Origin of the sequence: Pseudoalteromonas sp. SG44-5 (genome assembly GCF_014164175.1) — a bacterium.
In the GTDB taxonomy this organism is placed as follows: domain Bacteria; phylum Pseudomonadota; class Gammaproteobacteria; order Enterobacterales; family Alteromonadaceae; genus Pseudoalteromonas; species Pseudoalteromonas nigrifaciens.
The window spans coordinates 36005-50690 of sequence record NZ_JACJES010000022.1; the positions used below are offsets into that span (position 1 = coordinate 36005).

Consider the following 14686-nt stretch of genomic DNA (forward strand, 5'->3'; position numbering starts at 1 on the left):
ACCTGCGGTTGGTTTTGTTTAACAAACCACGCAGTTGTAAATTAATCAGCCTAGGGAATCTGTTACTTTGTGTTTATTGTTCATTTTCTGTCTTTATTTTTTGCACTAAAAAGTCTACTGCCGCTTTTACTTTAGGTACTAAGTAGCGCTGTTTTTGATACAGCAAATACACAGCCATATTAGCATTTTGAGTTATAGCTAACTCATGTTCAAAGTGAAGTTGTTGCAACTTACCTGAGTCTATATAAGGGGCTAACGCCCACCGAGTAGACATTAAAATACCTTCACCGTTGCACGCTTTTTTTGCTAGCCACGATCCGCTATTAGAAATAGCCACAGCAGGGCCAGATACATCATGCCATTGGCCGTCCATATTACATAACCAAGGCGTTGGCCCCGTTGGCGCTTTAAAATAAAGGCCATTATGCTGCTTTAGTTCCATCGCATTGTTAGGTGTTCCGTGTTTTTTTAAATAACAAGGTGATGCCACCGGAATAAAACCATTGTCCATTAACCTTATTGCTAGTACTCGCTCATTGGGTGCGTAACCACCGCGAATAGCAATATCAACATCGTCGCGTCCGAGTGTCGATAGCTGATCAGTTAAACTAACATCCAGCACTATTTCAGGGTATAAGGCGCTAAATTCATCTAGCAAAGGTAATAATATTTGCTCACCAAACCCCACCATAGAGCTAATACGTAAACGCCCCATTGGCGTTGTTTGATAACTGCGTACGGTTTCATTACTTTGTTCTAGTTGACTCAAAATTTGCTGTATATCGTTATAATAAATTTGCCCTACTTCTGTTAATTTAACGAGTCGGGTTGAGCGCTTTAACAGCGTAGCGCCTAAGCTTTTTTCTAAATCTGCAACGCGCCTTGATAACGACGACGGCGGCACGTTAAAAGTACTGGCTGCTTTGGTAAAGCTGCCAGTTTCGACTACTTTACTAAAATACCTAATTGCACGTAGTTGATCCAACGAGCTGCTCCATTTGTTGTTTTTAACTCAACTTTAAAATTGCCCTTGGGAATAACAAGGCTTTGAAAAGGACGTTGCTCATAAAAAACTGAAATAAAATTAATATTTTACTAAACGCAGGAGTAAGGAAAACATTAATCTCTGGTTTTTTAAATGCAAAATTTAAGCAGAAAAACGCCCTCAAATTATCATAAAGCAGGCTCTAAAATTTATGTGTTTATGATAGATTAATTTGTTTAAAAGTGACAATTATTCTATCAAAACAATGGGTAGCTTATCTGATTTTCCAGCTGTTTTTACTAAAATGATACTGTTGAAGAGTGTCAATTAAACTCGTTAGTACAGGCCCCGATTGATGGCTTCGAGAAATTAAGCATCCTACAGGCGTTAACCACCCATTGTACTCATGGGTAACAGGCAATGCGACAATATGGCCTTGGTTTATCTGCTCTTTTACTGATAGCTCAGGTACGTTTGCCCACCCCATGCCCGCATGAACTAACTCAACCAGTGTTTGGTGAGTGTTGGCATACCACAACATAGAGCTAATACCGTAACTAAACCATAACTCCTTATGTTCAGCACTGCGGTGTACACATTGTCTATAACGTTTTAAATCAGAGCCTTGCACTTTAGCTAGTTTGGCTAATTCGTGGGTCGATGATGCTACGGTTAAAAAGCGTGCTTGCCCTAGCAAGAAAAAATCCATATCCACCTTTAACTCACCGTCGGCATAAACAATACCGGCTTGCGCCCTACCCGAACGAACGAGTTGTTCTACATCAAAGGTTGAGGTGGTGATGATATCAAAGTGAGTTATTGGGTATTTATCGGCAAGCGGCATGAGAATATTTAAAAAGTCTGGGCTCATTACACTCTCATCAACAGCAATAACCATTTCATGCTCATGCTCTTTTGCTAGCGATTCTATTGTTTGATCAAAATACTTTTGTTGATGCAAAATAGACTTTGCAATTGGCAGCAAGGTTTTGCCGTTATCAGTTAATACCGGAGTGTTTTTATCACGATTGAACAGCTCTTGATTAATGGCTATTTCAAGGTTTGCAATGGCTTGACTTACCCCCGATTGAGCACGCTTTAATTTACGAGCAGCAGCTGAAAAAGATCCGGTGTCGCATACAGTGATAAATACTTTCAATTGCTCGAAGCTATACATGGTGTGTCTGAGAGTTACAGGTATTTGGCTCAGATTATCACTATTCGTGATAGCTGTTAACTTTATCTGTTTTTATTGACTGTCATAATCGCCGCTTAATAATTTCGTTATCCTTTTTTATCACCTTAGTGTTAATTGCTTTGTGTTAATCACTTAATTTTAAAGTAAGACCTTTATTGGAGAAATATAACAATGAGAGCTGTAGAGCGTGTGTTTCACTCTGTGTCATTTGAAGTAATAGCAGTAACTTTATCGATTGCCGGTTTAGCTGCTTTTACTGAGCACGATATCGCTGCATTATCAGGAACTATGATAGTTATTGCGAGTGTCGCCATGGTTTGGAATTATGCTTTTAATTGGGTTTTTGATCTTTATGTTAAAGGAGATAAAACTAAGCGTACTTTTTCAATGCGGCTATTTCACGTTATCTTATTTGAAGCGGGTTTACTGGTGTTAACTATTCCAATTATGGCTTATTTATTATCGGTGAGCTTATGGAATGCTTTTTTAATGGACTTAGGCGTGACTATTTTTATTACTATTTATGCTTTTTTATTTAACTTGAGTTACGACCATATTAGAGCCGCAGTAATTCAGCGCCGAGCTTGTAATAACCAAGTTTAGCCTGTTGGCATAACTTTGCTGAGCTCGCCTGTTTTACTTAATTTAACGTAAATTATTACCAACAAAAATAACTTCTTTAGCTGGGGTTCCCTATTAAAAAATGTAAATAGGGAGCGCTAGTACCGCCACTACCTCCTTGCCAAATAGTTTTCTATTTTTGTCTTAAAAGCAAAAGTGATTAGCATTTACCCCTATATATAAGCAAATTAAAACCAGTAATAATGTGTTTAGCTTAAATAGCCCAGTCGCAGTGTATTAAGCACTGAGGCATTAATTGCATTTTAGGTAATTAAAAAGTCCCTTCACGTTAATGATGGAAAATTTATTATGATTACTTTGCACGGTTTTGCTGCTAGCAACTATTACAACCTAGTAAAACATGTACTTTTATATAAAGAACTGCCATTTAAAGAGCACCTTATTTACGGTGGTAGTGACGAGTTACTGGCAATGAGTCCTGCGGGTAAAGTGCCAGTTATAACAACATCTCAGGGCGTTAATATTTCAGAGTCGAGTGTTATTTGCGACTATATTGAAGAGTCATACCAAGATATTCCGCTTTATCCAAAAAATAGCACCGAGCGTGCAGCAGTGCGCCAAATTATGAAAATAGCAGAGCTGTACTTTGAACTGCCAAGCAGACGCCTTATACCGTATGCGTTTAGTGGTACAAACGCGCCAGAATCGCTTAAAAATGAGGTACGCCAAGTGTTAACCCGTGGTGTTACCGCCTTGAGTCGCTTGTGTAAGTTTTCACCTTGGATTGCGGGTGAGCAGTTTACTATGGCAGATATTTACGTTTATCACGTAAACACCATAGTTAACGCTTTTGGTGCCAGCCAACTTAATTGGGATGTACTGGGTGATGTACCGGGAATGAAACAGTGGAACGACACCATGCGCCAATCTGCTATTGCGCAAAAAGTAGAGGTAGATCGGCTCGCAAACATGCCCGAGTTTATGCAAAAGGTCACAGCGCAAATTCAAGCAGCTAATGCTTAGCTATAAAACAGCCAATTCATTAACCTTATTGGTTTAACTAATTTAATAATGTGCAGGAGCAAATCCCGATGACAGACAAAAATATCCAACTTACTTCAACAATCAGCGAAGACAACACACTAACGCTTGCCTTACAAAACATCGACATGCCACAACCAAGTGCCGATGAAGTGGTTATTCGCATTGAAGCTGCGCCATTAAACCCATCTGATTTAGCGGTTATGTTCAGCGCCGCTGACATGTCTACAGCAACGCAATCGGGTACTGGGCAAAGCCCAGCTATTACAGCTAATGTGCCAGCTAAGTTTATGCCAGCGCTCAAAACACGTGTTAATAAAGCAACGCCTGTAGGTAATGAAGGTGCCGGTACTGTAGTTGCTGCGGGCTCATCGCCAGCGGCACAAGCATTAATGGGTAAAATGGTTGCTGTAATTGGCGGCGGAACGTACCGTCAATATCACTGCGTTAATGTACAAAGTTGCTTAGAGTTAAAAGAAGGCACTACCGCTAAGCAAGGCGCATCGTCTTTTGTTAACCCGCTTACAGCACTAGCTATGGTAGAAACCATGCGCGCCGAAGGCCATAAAGCTATTATTCATGCGGCGGCGGCATCTAGCCTTGGGCAAATGTTAAACCGTATTTGTATTGCCGACGGTATTGATTTAGTTAATATTGTACGCAAAACAGAGCAAGAAACACTGTTACGTAACATGGGCGCAAAGTATGTGGTTAATTCTAGTAGTGAGTCGTTTCTTGAGGATTTAACCGCAGCAATTATTGCCACTGGTGCCACAATTGCGTTTGATCCAATTGGCGGTGGCCAACTAACCAGCGACATTCTTAACTGTATGGAAGCTGCTATAACTCGCGACGTAGAAGAGTATAGCGTGTATGGCTCAGATACTTTCAAGCAAGTTTATATTTATGGCGCACTTGATCGCGGCCCTATTACGCTAAATCGTAATTTTGGCTTTGCTTGGGGCGTAAATGGGTTTTTATTATTTAATGCGCTTGGTAAATTAGGCACGAATACGGTAGTGGCAATGCGTAAACGTATAGCCGATGAAATTACTACCACATTTGCCAGTAATTACACCCATGAAGTGTCGTTGTCTGAGGCGCTACAATTAGCATCAATAGCGGCTTACTCTAAACAAGCCACAGGCGAAAAATACTTAATTACACCGCAAAGCTAATTAAAACTCAGCAATAACTAATTAGTTTTTTAATACCTGAATTACAAATAGGTAAAAGCCGATACTGCAATCAGTATCGGCTTTTTATTTATGAATAATAAATATTATAAGGTGAGAATAGCAGGCTGCTATAGCCGCTCAGCTTAGTGTTTTACATAAAAACGACCGGAGAAGCCGCATTATTTAAAATAGACACCACACTCCATGCTGCAATAGCATAATCGCCCGATTTAATTGTTAAATCTAAAGCTACTTGTTCACCTTTAACTTCAATTCTGTAGTCATCTCCAGCAAAGTTAGGCACAGCATCAATATTAAATTTAGTTGCTTTTGGCCCCGCACTTGCTAGCGAAGTTGCATAAATAACATTAAAAACATAAGGAAAAATATCAATAATTTCCTTAGCTGTTCCGCTAAAAACTCTTTCTGGCTCAGTTATGTTCATTAAGCCCTCTTTGTTAAAAGGGGTTCGAGCAATAAAACCAGATGATTTTTTAGATGTTATTGTTACATCAATCGGTGTTGAACTCATAAATGAAGCGGTTTGAAGCAGGTTAAAGCCACCTGTTGCACCACCGGCAATGTATATTTTAGTATTATTTTTTATTGCTACAGCTATGGCTCTTTGGTACAAAGCTACATCTGCAAATGCCGCCGTAGATAAAACAATTAAGTGCGAGCCACCGGCTAATATTTTTTCACAATAATCGATTACAGATACCGCCGATGCAGCTTCGGCTACAAACTCAGGCTTTAAAGCCATAAACGCATCAATATCTGTGCATGGTGTACAGTTAAAGTAATCAGCAAATTGTTTGGTTCTAATTGGGTTTCTGCCTAATACCGCAACTAGCTCGTAACCAGCAAGAGAGCCACTTTTTACAGCCTGAGCAATAGTTTGGCTTAAATAACCACACCCTATTAGTGCTAACTTCTTCTTCATTTTTACTATTCCTATTTAATTATTTACCGAAATGTCCTTACTGTGTGTGGTTTTAAGCGTTAATAGCTCAGCCTTAGTACAATTACCCCTATAAAAGCGGTCGTTAGTCCTAACAGCTCTTGGCGAGTAAACGACTCTTTTAAAATAATGCGTGAGTACAAAAGAATTATTAAAATATTCATACCAGAAATAGCAGAAACCAGCCCTGTATTGCCAATTGCAAAAGCCGATATTATTGCAACCATGCCAGCCACATTCGTCAATCCAATAAGTAACCCACAAGAAAACGTTTTTACTGGCGACCAATTAGGTCGAGAGTCATTTGCGTCACTGGCCTGTTTTTTGTTACTTACTAACCAACTAATAGCAAAAAGCAAACTACCAAAACCAAACATAGAGGTGAGCGTAGCGAACGTATCGGCCTCCAGCAAAGTAGACTGCTTACCTAGTAAGTCATTAAACGAAAAGAATAATGCAGCCAGTAATCCCCATTGCGCCCCTTGTAAATTAGTAAACGAAATATCATTAGAGTAGCGAATAATATAAAGCCCACCAAAAATAATAAAAAAGCCAATTAGCTGCAGCGTTGTTAAGGTTTCTTGCCATAATAAAAAGGCAAAAACCAACACAAATAAAGGAGTTAAACCCGACAAAATACTAATAAGCGAAGCCTTTCCAACCGAAAAACCTTTATGCAAAAAAGCATTAGCGGCAAAAGAGCCAAAGCCCAACGCTAAGCCAACAGTAATATCTGCCCAGCCATACCACTTTTGATTTAACAAGGTTACACCCAAAACACTGATTATAAATCCGACAAAAAACACACCGAATAATAATAAGTTTCGATCAATTTTTTTCTGGGATGTCCATTGATACATTATTCCTCGTGCGCCAAAAAAAACCGTGGCGAGTAATGCAAAAATTATCCACATAATTAAATGATTCCTTTATAAATTAGAATGAAGTAGCCGCTCTAAGAAATGTTGCCATTAAATTGCATAGCCAACATGATCCCTTGCACCATTCTTAGCTTAAAATTGATAAGGTAATAAAGGCTTACAAAAACACCATATAAGAAAGTCGCAATATAAATAGTTTTAAGCTGTTAAACAGACAAGGCAGCCAATTTTTATTTAACGACAGAACATTGCCTGCTATTTAATTAAACGATTAATAAAATACTAGCTTAGTATATTGACCTTAATTGATTTTATAAATAAGCATAAGCTGCATAGTAAATCCCATAAATGGCATTTAAAAGGTGGGTATTTGGTTTATATAAAACATACCCCTATTGCGCTAAATAGTAATAGAGGCATGTTTTTTGGGGGCTACTGGGATTTCTTGTTACTAAACAAGATTTTGTAAGGTTGATATTTGTCGTAAACCAAATTAAATACAAATGTGTAAATAAGTATAAAGATTAAAAACCCTGCTTCTAAAATGGCAGCGCCCAGCCATGTAATATTTAAATAAAAAGCAATTGCGGGCAGTGTAATTACCACCATTCCTAGCTCAAAACCAATTGCATGGGTAATGCGTAAGGCCGAGCCTCGCTCTAAACGATTAAAGCCCATAAGCTTGTCGAACATAATGTTGTAAGCATAATTCCACACCATAGCAAATAAAGATAAACCGATACCTACAACAAGCATTTTACCTGTGTCGAATCCACTAATAGCAACCGATGTAGGTACAATTATACAAAGTACTATTACTTCAAAAAGAATTGCCTGAAATATTCGCTCAACTGTTTTCATTCTTAACTTATGCCTATTTTTTAATGACTAGGTAGCTATTTTCATCCATTATTAAGGTACTTTATAGTTACGTAGTATCTGGAAAAGCGATATGTTTAGCGTAGAACAACTGCAAGCATTTGTAACAACCGTTAATACTGGGTCATTTTCGGCTGCTGCACGGCACTTATGTAAGGCACAATCAGTAGTAAGTCAGCACATTATTAATTTAGAAATAGACTGCAATGCCACACTTTTCAAACGTACTGGTCGATACCCACAATTAACCGATGCGGGTAAAAAGTTATTACCGCAGGCTATGGCATTGCTTAATCAGCATCAGCGTTTAACTAATTCTGCGCTAACATTAAACGATCAAACGCCAAGAGAAATAACCGTCGCCTTAGACGAGGGGATCCCGCTAAGGGTTATTGCACAGGCTATTTCTGAATTTCAAATTAAGTACCCTAATGTGTCGCTTGAATTTTTAAGTGCGTCTAGCCTCGACATAATTGATATGCTAAAAAGCGAAAAGCCTTTAACAGGTATTATTTTTAGTGAATTAAATATTCCGAGCTATTTAGATTATGAATGTATTGGCTCGGTAAACTTTGATTTATACGTGGCTAAATCGCACCCATTAGCGGGTCAGGTTTGTGAAAATATGGATAACTTACGTTTGCACCGCCAGTTACTTATTCGATCACGTAATACGCTAACAAGTAGTTTTCAATTAAAAATTAGCCCCGATACTTGGTATGCAGATAACTACTTTGTATTACTTGAGCTTGCAATACAGGGTTATGGTTGGTGCTTACTACCAAACCATGTTGCAGTAGAAGCGCTTACAAATGGTGAGTTAGTAAAACTAGCGCTAGAATTTGAAGACGTAGGTTGGCTTGCTAATGTAGATATACTCCAGCATCAGCGCCATAGTAGCCTTGAGGTTTTTAAACTACTCAGAAAACTGTTACGCAACTTATTATGAACTTAATTTATTGGTAGGTTGGTTTGAGCGCAGCGAAACCCAATGAAAAAAGGCAGTGCCAATTAACATTAGCGTTTTGTATTATCGATTGACCGAAAAGTGCCAAGTGTAGGTCGGATAAGCGAAGCGCCATCCGACACAGTAAAATATCTTGCCAATTTATTATCAGCATTTTATGTTGTCGAATGGCTAGAAAGTGCCAATTGCGGACATTGGCAACTCCCGCATAAGTTGCGGATTATAGTTGACTAAAATAAGCGAAGAATGAGCGACTGCCAACTGTTAGACATCCATTTTAATGCATTTGTTAGGCTTACTATTCGAATTTTCTCAGTACTTTTTCTCTATGAAATATTATTAAGCTACCCAAGCTAGCAATACCTATTACCAGCATAATTTTTATTCTATATTCAAAAAGCGTCTTTTGCACATCGTCATTTATCTCTAAATATGCAAAGGCTTCTTCTTTTGACTCGAAAAGCTTTTTACCCTCATCGGTAGGGTGATTAGTACTCATAACTTTTTCTATAAACTGGCCATAAGCAAACTCACCAGATAGCTTTGTCATTCCAGCAATCAGGTTACCGCTAGTTTTATTGAATATTTCGTATATCTGATCCAAGTTTTCTTCAATAGAAAACGGAGATGCTTGATGTGCTAAGTTATTTCTAAGTTTTCTCAGTAAATGCAGACAATTAACTAAATCTAAAGGCAATAAGCGGCAAACGTAAGCTATATCCAACTTTGCAGACAAACTGCCAAAAGCACTTTTGCCATCAAATATTTCTTTTAATCGCTTATTGCTTGTTTTTTCCGGAACAAAAGATTTAAACATTTTATTTAGTTCTTCATCCAATAAAGAAACACCAAGCAAAACACATCCTCTGTCAGCCTCTTCCATCAGTAGCGAATATGTATGGTCAAAGAACTCTTGTGAATCAGGATGTTCTAAAAGGGAAGCCATAGTTAAATTTTCCTGAAGGCTAACGAGGCTGTAGAATAACTCCAACAGCCAAAATCAATTAAAAAACGAGCTCCTGCAATTAATTCTAAGCGTTTTTAGAGCATTAGGTAATGCATTTGGAACCCATAAAACAGGCTGTTTTCTTTAAAAAGAGTAATTCTACAGCCAAAACGCCCTGTTAATAGGCAAATTTATGTTGGCTATAATGTGAAGCGGAGCGAAACCAAGCCTGCGTAATTTTATCCAATTTAAACAGTTTGTTAGCTGCCAGTAGCTAGTTCATTTATATACCATTGCTTATGAAACTCAGTTAAATCTTCCATTTGCTTTCCAAGCACACCGATAAAGCCGCCAGTCCACGTTGAAAAAGCTTGTGAGCCATCAAGTTTGTATACATTTTGAGATAAGCTCCTTAAAGTATAAACAGGATTCTGAATACCATATTCCATACCTGTTTCCTTAAAGTAACTACCTTCAAGCATAAATTTTTGGCGACCTTTAAATGACAATACAACTCTGTGGTACTCGTTGTCTTTTAAACTCTCAGACAGCTGTAATAGGACTCTTGAAACATCCAATGGACTTTTATCTGATTGAACATCTCTAATATCAAAAACTATAATGCTTGGGTTAACAAACCATTCAAAATGGACAAAAACACTAATTCCTTCATTTCTTGGGTCTGAGGCTAATACGCCAGATAGTTTTTTTTGCAAAGTAAGGTAATTCCAACTAGCAACTAAAGCACCAATCAAAGCAAATATCATTATAAGTTTACGCATAGTATTTATCTTCCTTGAGGCAGCTAACAATTTAATAGTGCGCTCATCGCGCATATTTCTGCCGATGTCACACTCATTTTTCTACTTTATACAGTTTTAACAAATAACCTAAGGTATTACTATCACTAAGTTTTCTAAAATTTCTTAGTAACGTTAAATAGATCAATATGCGTACACAGCTCACTTTCATGAATATATTTGCAAAGAGCAATTTGACCAATCAATTAACTACGATATTTAGCCAATATCAATGACCGCTGATCGCTCTATGCTGCCACCTAAAAAATTAAGCTTTAAAACGCAGTAAGCGCATATAAAATGCGCTTACTGGGAGTAATTTACTTTAAGCTAACTTTTAAAGTTAGTGCCTAAAGCTTGATACTAGCGCGGGTATACCTGGCAGCATGCCTACCATGGCCATTACGCTGGTTAGTAGTAAAAACATGACCAGTGGAATGATCCAGCGGCTCATGCGGGTGAGTTCTTTACTTCTTTCTTTACAGCCAATAAAGCCTAAGTTGTCTAGCAATATGGTGAGTGACCAACCAAATGCTGGGTTAACTAAGCTTGAAGCAAATACTACAATAGCAGCTGATTGGGTGGTTTTACCTACGCGAGTCATTTCCATGCCGGCTTCTAGTAGTGGAATAAATACCCCTACTATTAGCGCTACACATAGCACAGGTTGCCAAATTGCAAGGTCCATAGGGTAGCCCCATACGCCGGCAATAATACAAAATAGTGCGGTTAAAATAGCGCCTGCTGGTATTGGGCGTTTAGCAATGGCTGCAGGCACTATGTAAGTGCCCCACGATGATGCAAAGTTAGCGCCGCCCAGTAGCGAGCCAAAGGTTTGCCTAACTGATGCGCTAAGCATGGTGTCGTCTATATTCATTTGTACTTTTTCGGTACGTTTTGGGTAGCTTATTTTTTGAAATACCTGATGGCCTAAAAAGTCCGGTGACCACATAGCAACAGCAAGCACTGCAAATGGCAGTACTACTACAAAGCTTTCTAGGGTAGGTAAGCCTAACATCCAGCCAGTGTCTTCGCCCCACCAGTACATAGGGTCCATGTTTGGCAGGCCCGGTGCAGTATGAAACTCAAACGGTGCGCCTAATGCAAAAGCTATTGCGCCGCCTAAAATACAGCTAAGTGGTACGGCTAACCAACGCTTTTTAAAATGCTCTAACATGGCATATAAAATTATAGTGGAAAAAATAACAATAAAGGCAATGTGGGTCATATCGATGGCTTCGGCCCATGCAAACAGCTTTTTAACTTGCGAGGTTATGCCTATAAACCCTAGGTAGAGTAAAAGCCCGCCACATACGCCTTTACTGGTTAGTTTAGCCAGTAGGGTTCCGCCTTTACTTATTGCCAAAATTAAACCAAAGGCAGCTATGAGCAAGCCAAATGCCATAGGGTGCCCCCCTGCTGCAACTACAATTGGAATTAACGGGATTAAAGGGCCATGAGTACCGGCTAAGTTAGCGGTAGGTAAAATAAAGCCTGAAAACAAAATAATAAAAAAGGCGACGATAAGTAATTCGTAACGCACGTTTTCTAAAACAAAAGCGTCGCTTAAACCCAGTGGGCTTGCAAACGTTGCGGCAATAGCGGCAACCATAACCACTTTACCTATGGTGGCAGCCATTGCAGGAATAGCGTCTTCAAATTCGAATCTGTAGTCTCTAAAGGGTAAGTTTGGGCGCCAGCGTTTAGGCTGCATAATTTGCAGCTCGTGTTCTAGGTATTCGTCTCGGCTATTAAACTCAGAGCTAGGCTTGTGTAGATTTTTATAGCTATTGGTAGCGGTTTGAGTATCCGCTCCTGGTTTGGCATCAGATGAAATATCATCTTGCGGCGTGGTATTCATGGCTTCTCCTGCAACATGGTTGCTCACTCAAAATAAAAATACAGCTTTGTTTAAAGCAAATAAAAATTGAGGCGGCAGGATAAAGCAGCTAGCAACAGATTACGATTAGTCAAAGGTCTTGTATGAAACTATTTAGTAACATTTATATACCTATAGCTGAATGTAGTATTTGATGTTAAATGTAGTTTTTATTGTTTTTAAACAGATGGTTAGCTTATTTTTATAAAGGTTAAAGTGCAATGCGTTGTTTTTTAGCACTTACAGCAATAATAAAAATTAAAATAATTTTATCTGCATTTATATTATGTTGTTTAAGAAAATAGGGCATTTAGCCATGCTTTAGCTGATAATTTAACTAAAGTTTGGTTATTGATACAAAAATAACGCAGCAAAATAATAACGTGTGGCTTTGCATCTCTCTATAATTAGTAGGCTATTGCATGCGAGCTTAATTGCTTTAACAAGGATAAAAAACAGTTTACTGTTTTTGTTAGCGCTCATCAGATAGAATCCGCCTTATGATTTTTACTTGTTAAGTATTTTCAAAACCGTAACGTTTAAATAGCGAGACCTTCTTATCCTTTTAGAAAATGATACAAAACCAATGAATGATATAACGATAGCAACCCACAACGGTACTTTTCATGCAGATGATGTTTTTAGTGTAGCTGCACTTAAGTATATTTATCCTTCTTTTAAACTTATACGCACCCGCGATATGGAGCTTATAAGCAAAGCCGATGTTGTGATTGATGTAGGTGGCGAGCATAACCCAGAGACAGGCCGTTTTGATCACCACCAACGTGGCGGTGCCGGGGCGCGTGAAAATGGTATTCCTTTTTCTTCATTTGGTTTAATTTGGCAAAAATATGGCCTTGAAATATGCCAAGGCAGCCAAGAAACAGCCAATGCAATTGACTCTGGTTTAGTCTCTACTATTGATGCAATTGACTGCGGCCATGTTGAAGGCGTTGCTAAAGGCATTAGCCTTAGCCAAACTATTTCAATGTTTAACCCAACGTGGCAAGAAGAGAGTAACTTTGATGCCTGTTTTGATGAAGCGGTTGAGTTTGCATCGCGCATTTTAACTCGCTTTATAGCTGCGGCTAACGGTGGCATTAATGCAAAAGCAATTGTTGCTAAAGCGATTGAAAATGCAGCTGATCCACGCGTAATTGTGTTAGAGCAATACACACCGTGGAAAAAAACCGTGCATGCGCTTTCTGATAAAGCATTATATATGGTTTATCCTTCGCACTCTGGCCAGTGGATTGTGCAAACTGTACCGGTTGAGCCAGGATCGTTTGAAGACCGCAAGTCACTCCCAAAACCGTGGGCTGGTTTATCTGATAAAGAATTTCAGGACGAAACTGGGCTTGAAGATGCTGTTTTTTGTCATAACGGTTTATTTATTGCTGGCGCAAAGTCGTTTGCAAGTGCGATGAAAATGGCAGCAATGGCGCTAGAAGCTTAGTAATATAGGGCTTTAAAAGTGCTAGTCGCTAAAATTAATATTTACGCGCATAAAAAAACGCTAGCAAGTTAAGCTAGCGTTTTTAATTATGCCTAAAGCTTTATTCTTTAACTGCTATGGCTATTTCTACTTCATCAGCACTTTTGTAATATTCGTAGTCGCTGCTGTAGGTACGAGTAAAACGACAGTCGTCTGAGCTAAAGTATTGCCAAATTTCGCCCCACAGGTCGATTACCGCATCGGGCATTTCACCTGTCCCGTTAAATACTAAATAACTCCCTGCCTCGGTAGTTACTTTTACTGACTTTTGATCTCCAATCGATAAGTCGTCGCAACAGGCTATTACATCAAATTCACCGGTTACATCGCTTTCATAGTTAGTGTAAACACCATACGTTTTTGTATTTTTTGTTAGCTGTTGTCCATGCTTTTCACCAAATTTTTGCCAAAGCTCCGTTATTTTTGCAGTGCCAGAGTTCATTTCATCGGCGTTACACGTTCTTACCTTTAAACCAGTTAAAGTTATACTTGGGAGTTGCTTTACTTGCATTATGACCTTCCTTACTTCAATCACTTAGCTTTAACGTAACTATAACGTAACAGAAAAACCATTATGGACTGTAACTATTTATCGTTCCTGATGAAAAACCCCGTCATTTATGTCAGGGATGTAAGTCTTTAATGCGTAGCATTAACATTACTTAGCTCTATTTTGTTGTTCTATATAGGCTGTTAATACGTCCAATGACGCGCCACCGCAAGATCCAGCAAAGTAGCTAGGCGACCAAAGCGCACCGTTCCATAAGTAGCGGTGTATTTCTGTAAACTCTTTCCTCATTAGTCTTGAGCTAACACCTTTAAGCGAATTAATTAATTTACTTAATTGTACTTTAGGAGGGTATTCAATTAACAAATGAACGTGATCTTGCTCAC

General features: G+C 38.7%; 15 protein-coding genes. 5 read left to right on the forward strand and 10 right to left on the reverse strand.

The genetic code is table 11. The features are described 5' to 3' along the window. Positions 1-73: 73 nt before the first annotated feature. Together H5079_RS15690 and H5079_RS15695 are read right to left on the reverse strand one after the other, a co-directional pair. Positions 74-985, reverse strand: coding sequence for a LysR family transcriptional regulator (locus tag H5079_RS15690; protein WP_011329657.1), 912 nt, complete (start codon positions 983-985; stop codon positions 74-76). A gap of 274 nt (positions 986-1259) precedes the next feature. Then, positions 1260-2162: a LysR family transcriptional regulator gene (locus H5079_RS15695; RefSeq protein ID WP_011329658.1), complete on the reverse strand. Its 903-nt coding sequence runs from the start codon at positions 2160-2162 to the stop codon at positions 1260-1262. Positions 2163-2354: 192 nt separating this feature from the next. Here H5079_RS15695 and H5079_RS15700 point away from each other — a divergent pair, with 192 nt between their 5' ends. The 3 genes from H5079_RS15700 (at position 2355) to H5079_RS15710 (ending at position 4984) form a co-directional block, all read left to right on the forward strand. Then, positions 2355-2786 (forward strand): PACE efflux transporter, encoded by a 432-nt coding sequence (locus H5079_RS15700; protein WP_086996219.1) that lies wholly within the window; start codon positions 2355-2357, stop codon positions 2784-2786. A gap of 327 nt (positions 2787-3113) precedes the next feature. Next, on the forward strand, positions 3114-3788 hold the full coding sequence (locus H5079_RS15705; RefSeq protein WP_182684444.1) for a glutathione S-transferase family protein: 675 nt from the start codon (positions 3114-3116) through the stop codon (positions 3786-3788). Positions 3789-3856: 68 nt separating this feature from the next. Next, the gene (locus H5079_RS15710; protein ID WP_182684445.1) at positions 3857-4984 is read left to right on the forward strand and encodes a zinc-binding dehydrogenase; all 1128 of its coding nucleotides are present in this window, start codon (positions 3857-3859) and stop codon (positions 4982-4984) included. A 151-nt stretch (positions 4985-5135) separates the two neighbouring features. Here H5079_RS15710 and H5079_RS15715 read toward each other — a convergent pair whose 3' ends face one another. The 3 genes from H5079_RS15715 to H5079_RS15725 form a co-directional block, all read right to left on the reverse strand. Further along, positions 5136-5927, reverse strand: coding sequence for an aspartate dehydrogenase domain-containing protein (locus H5079_RS15715; protein WP_182684447.1), 792 nt, complete (start codon positions 5925-5927; stop codon positions 5136-5138). A gap of 59 nt (positions 5928-5986) precedes the next feature. After that, positions 5987-6859: a DMT family transporter gene (locus tag H5079_RS15720; RefSeq protein ID WP_182684449.1), complete on the reverse strand. Its 873-nt coding sequence runs from the start codon at positions 6857-6859 to the stop codon at positions 5987-5989. Positions 6860-7258: 399 nt separating this feature from the next. Further along, positions 7259-7687 carry a PACE efflux transporter gene (locus H5079_RS15725; RefSeq protein WP_182684451.1) on the reverse strand — a complete coding sequence of 143 codons (429 nt, stop codon included), beginning with the start codon at positions 7685-7687 and terminating at the stop codon, positions 7259-7261. A 91-nt stretch (positions 7688-7778) separates the two neighbouring features. Here H5079_RS15725 and H5079_RS15730 point away from each other — a divergent pair, with 91 nt between their 5' ends. Further along, complete coding sequence (locus H5079_RS15730) at positions 7779-8654, forward strand: LysR family transcriptional regulator (RefSeq protein WP_182684454.1); 876 nt, start codon at positions 7779-7781, stop codon at positions 8652-8654. Positions 8655-8970: 316 nt separating this feature from the next. Here the strand turns inward: H5079_RS15730 and H5079_RS15735 are convergent, their stop codons facing one another. The 3 genes from H5079_RS15735 to H5079_RS15745 all read right to left on the reverse strand — a co-directional run bounded on the left by H5079_RS15735 (position 8971) and on the right by H5079_RS15745 (position 12279). After that, the gene (locus H5079_RS15735; protein ID WP_182684455.1) at positions 8971-9618 is read right to left on the reverse strand and encodes a hypothetical protein; all 648 of its coding nucleotides are present in this window, start codon (positions 9616-9618) and stop codon (positions 8971-8973) included. Positions 9619-9878: 260 nt separating this feature from the next. Then, a complete protein-coding gene (locus tag H5079_RS15740) occupies positions 9879-10400 on the reverse strand; it encodes a hypothetical protein (protein ID WP_182684457.1) in 522 nt (173 codons plus the stop codon). 361 nt (positions 10401-10761) lie between these two features. Then, a complete protein-coding gene (locus H5079_RS15745; protein ID WP_182684459.1) occupies positions 10762-12279 on the reverse strand; it encodes a DUF3360 family protein in 1518 nt (505 codons plus the stop codon). Positions 12280-12883: 604 nt separating this feature from the next. Here H5079_RS15745 and H5079_RS15750 point away from each other — a divergent pair. Then, positions 12884-13753 carry an MYG1 family protein gene (locus H5079_RS15750; protein WP_011329667.1) on the forward strand — a complete coding sequence of 290 codons (870 nt, stop codon included), beginning with the start codon at positions 12884-12886 and terminating at the stop codon, positions 13751-13753. A gap of 100 nt (positions 13754-13853) precedes the next feature. On the opposite strand, the gene H5079_RS15755 is transcribed toward H5079_RS15750, so the two are convergent. Then, positions 13854-14303: a GyrI-like domain-containing protein gene (locus H5079_RS15755; RefSeq protein WP_011329668.1), complete on the reverse strand. Its 450-nt coding sequence runs from the start codon at positions 14301-14303 to the stop codon at positions 13854-13856. Between the two features lie 147 nt (positions 14304-14450). Further along, positions 14451-14686, reverse strand: a 236-nt coding sequence (gene tnpA, locus H5079_RS15760) for an IS200/IS605 family transposase (protein ID WP_182684460.1), incomplete at its 5' end; no start/stop codon positions are given.

Excerpts from the sequence above, each read along its gene's own strand:
- H5079_RS15695 (WP_011329658.1), bottom strand. The coding sequence starts at position 2,162 with ATGTATAGCTTCGAGCAATTGAAAGTATTTATCACTGTATGCGACACC.
- H5079_RS15700 (WP_086996219.1), top strand. The coding sequence starts at position 2,355 with ATGAGAGCTGTAGAGCGTGTGTTTCACTCTGTGTCATTTGAAGTAATA.
- H5079_RS15705 (WP_182684444.1), top strand. The coding sequence starts at position 3,114 with ATGATTACTTTGCACGGTTTTGCTGCTAGCAACTATTACAACCTAGTA.
- H5079_RS15710 (WP_182684445.1), top strand. The coding sequence starts at position 3,857 with ATGACAGACAAAAATATCCAACTTACTTCAACAATCAGCGAAGACAAC.
- H5079_RS15715 (WP_182684447.1), bottom strand. The coding sequence starts at position 5,927 with ATGAAGAAGAAGTTAGCACTAATAGGGTGTGGTTATTTAAGCCAAACT.
- H5079_RS15720 (WP_182684449.1), bottom strand. The coding sequence starts at position 6,859 with ATGTGGATAATTTTTGCATTACTCGCCACGGTTTTTTTTGGCGCACGA.
- H5079_RS15725 (WP_182684451.1), bottom strand. The coding sequence starts at position 7,687 with ATGAAAACAGTTGAGCGAATATTTCAGGCAATTCTTTTTGAAGTAATA.
- H5079_RS15730 (WP_182684454.1), top strand. The coding sequence starts at position 7,779 with ATGTTTAGCGTAGAACAACTGCAAGCATTTGTAACAACCGTTAATACT.
- H5079_RS15735 (WP_182684455.1), bottom strand. The coding sequence starts at position 9,618 with ATGGCTTCCCTTTTAGAACATCCTGATTCACAAGAGTTCTTTGACCAT.
- H5079_RS15740 (WP_182684457.1), bottom strand. The coding sequence starts at position 10,400 with ATGCGTAAACTTATAATGATATTTGCTTTGATTGGTGCTTTAGTTGCT.
- H5079_RS15745 (WP_182684459.1), bottom strand. The coding sequence starts at position 12,279 with ATGAATACCACGCCGCAAGATGATATTTCATCTGATGCCAAACCAGGA.
- H5079_RS15750 (WP_011329667.1), top strand. The coding sequence starts at position 12,884 with ATGAATGATATAACGATAGCAACCCACAACGGTACTTTTCATGCAGAT.
- H5079_RS15755 (WP_011329668.1), bottom strand. The coding sequence starts at position 14,303 with ATGCAAGTAAAGCAACTCCCAAGTATAACTTTAACTGGTTTAAAGGTA.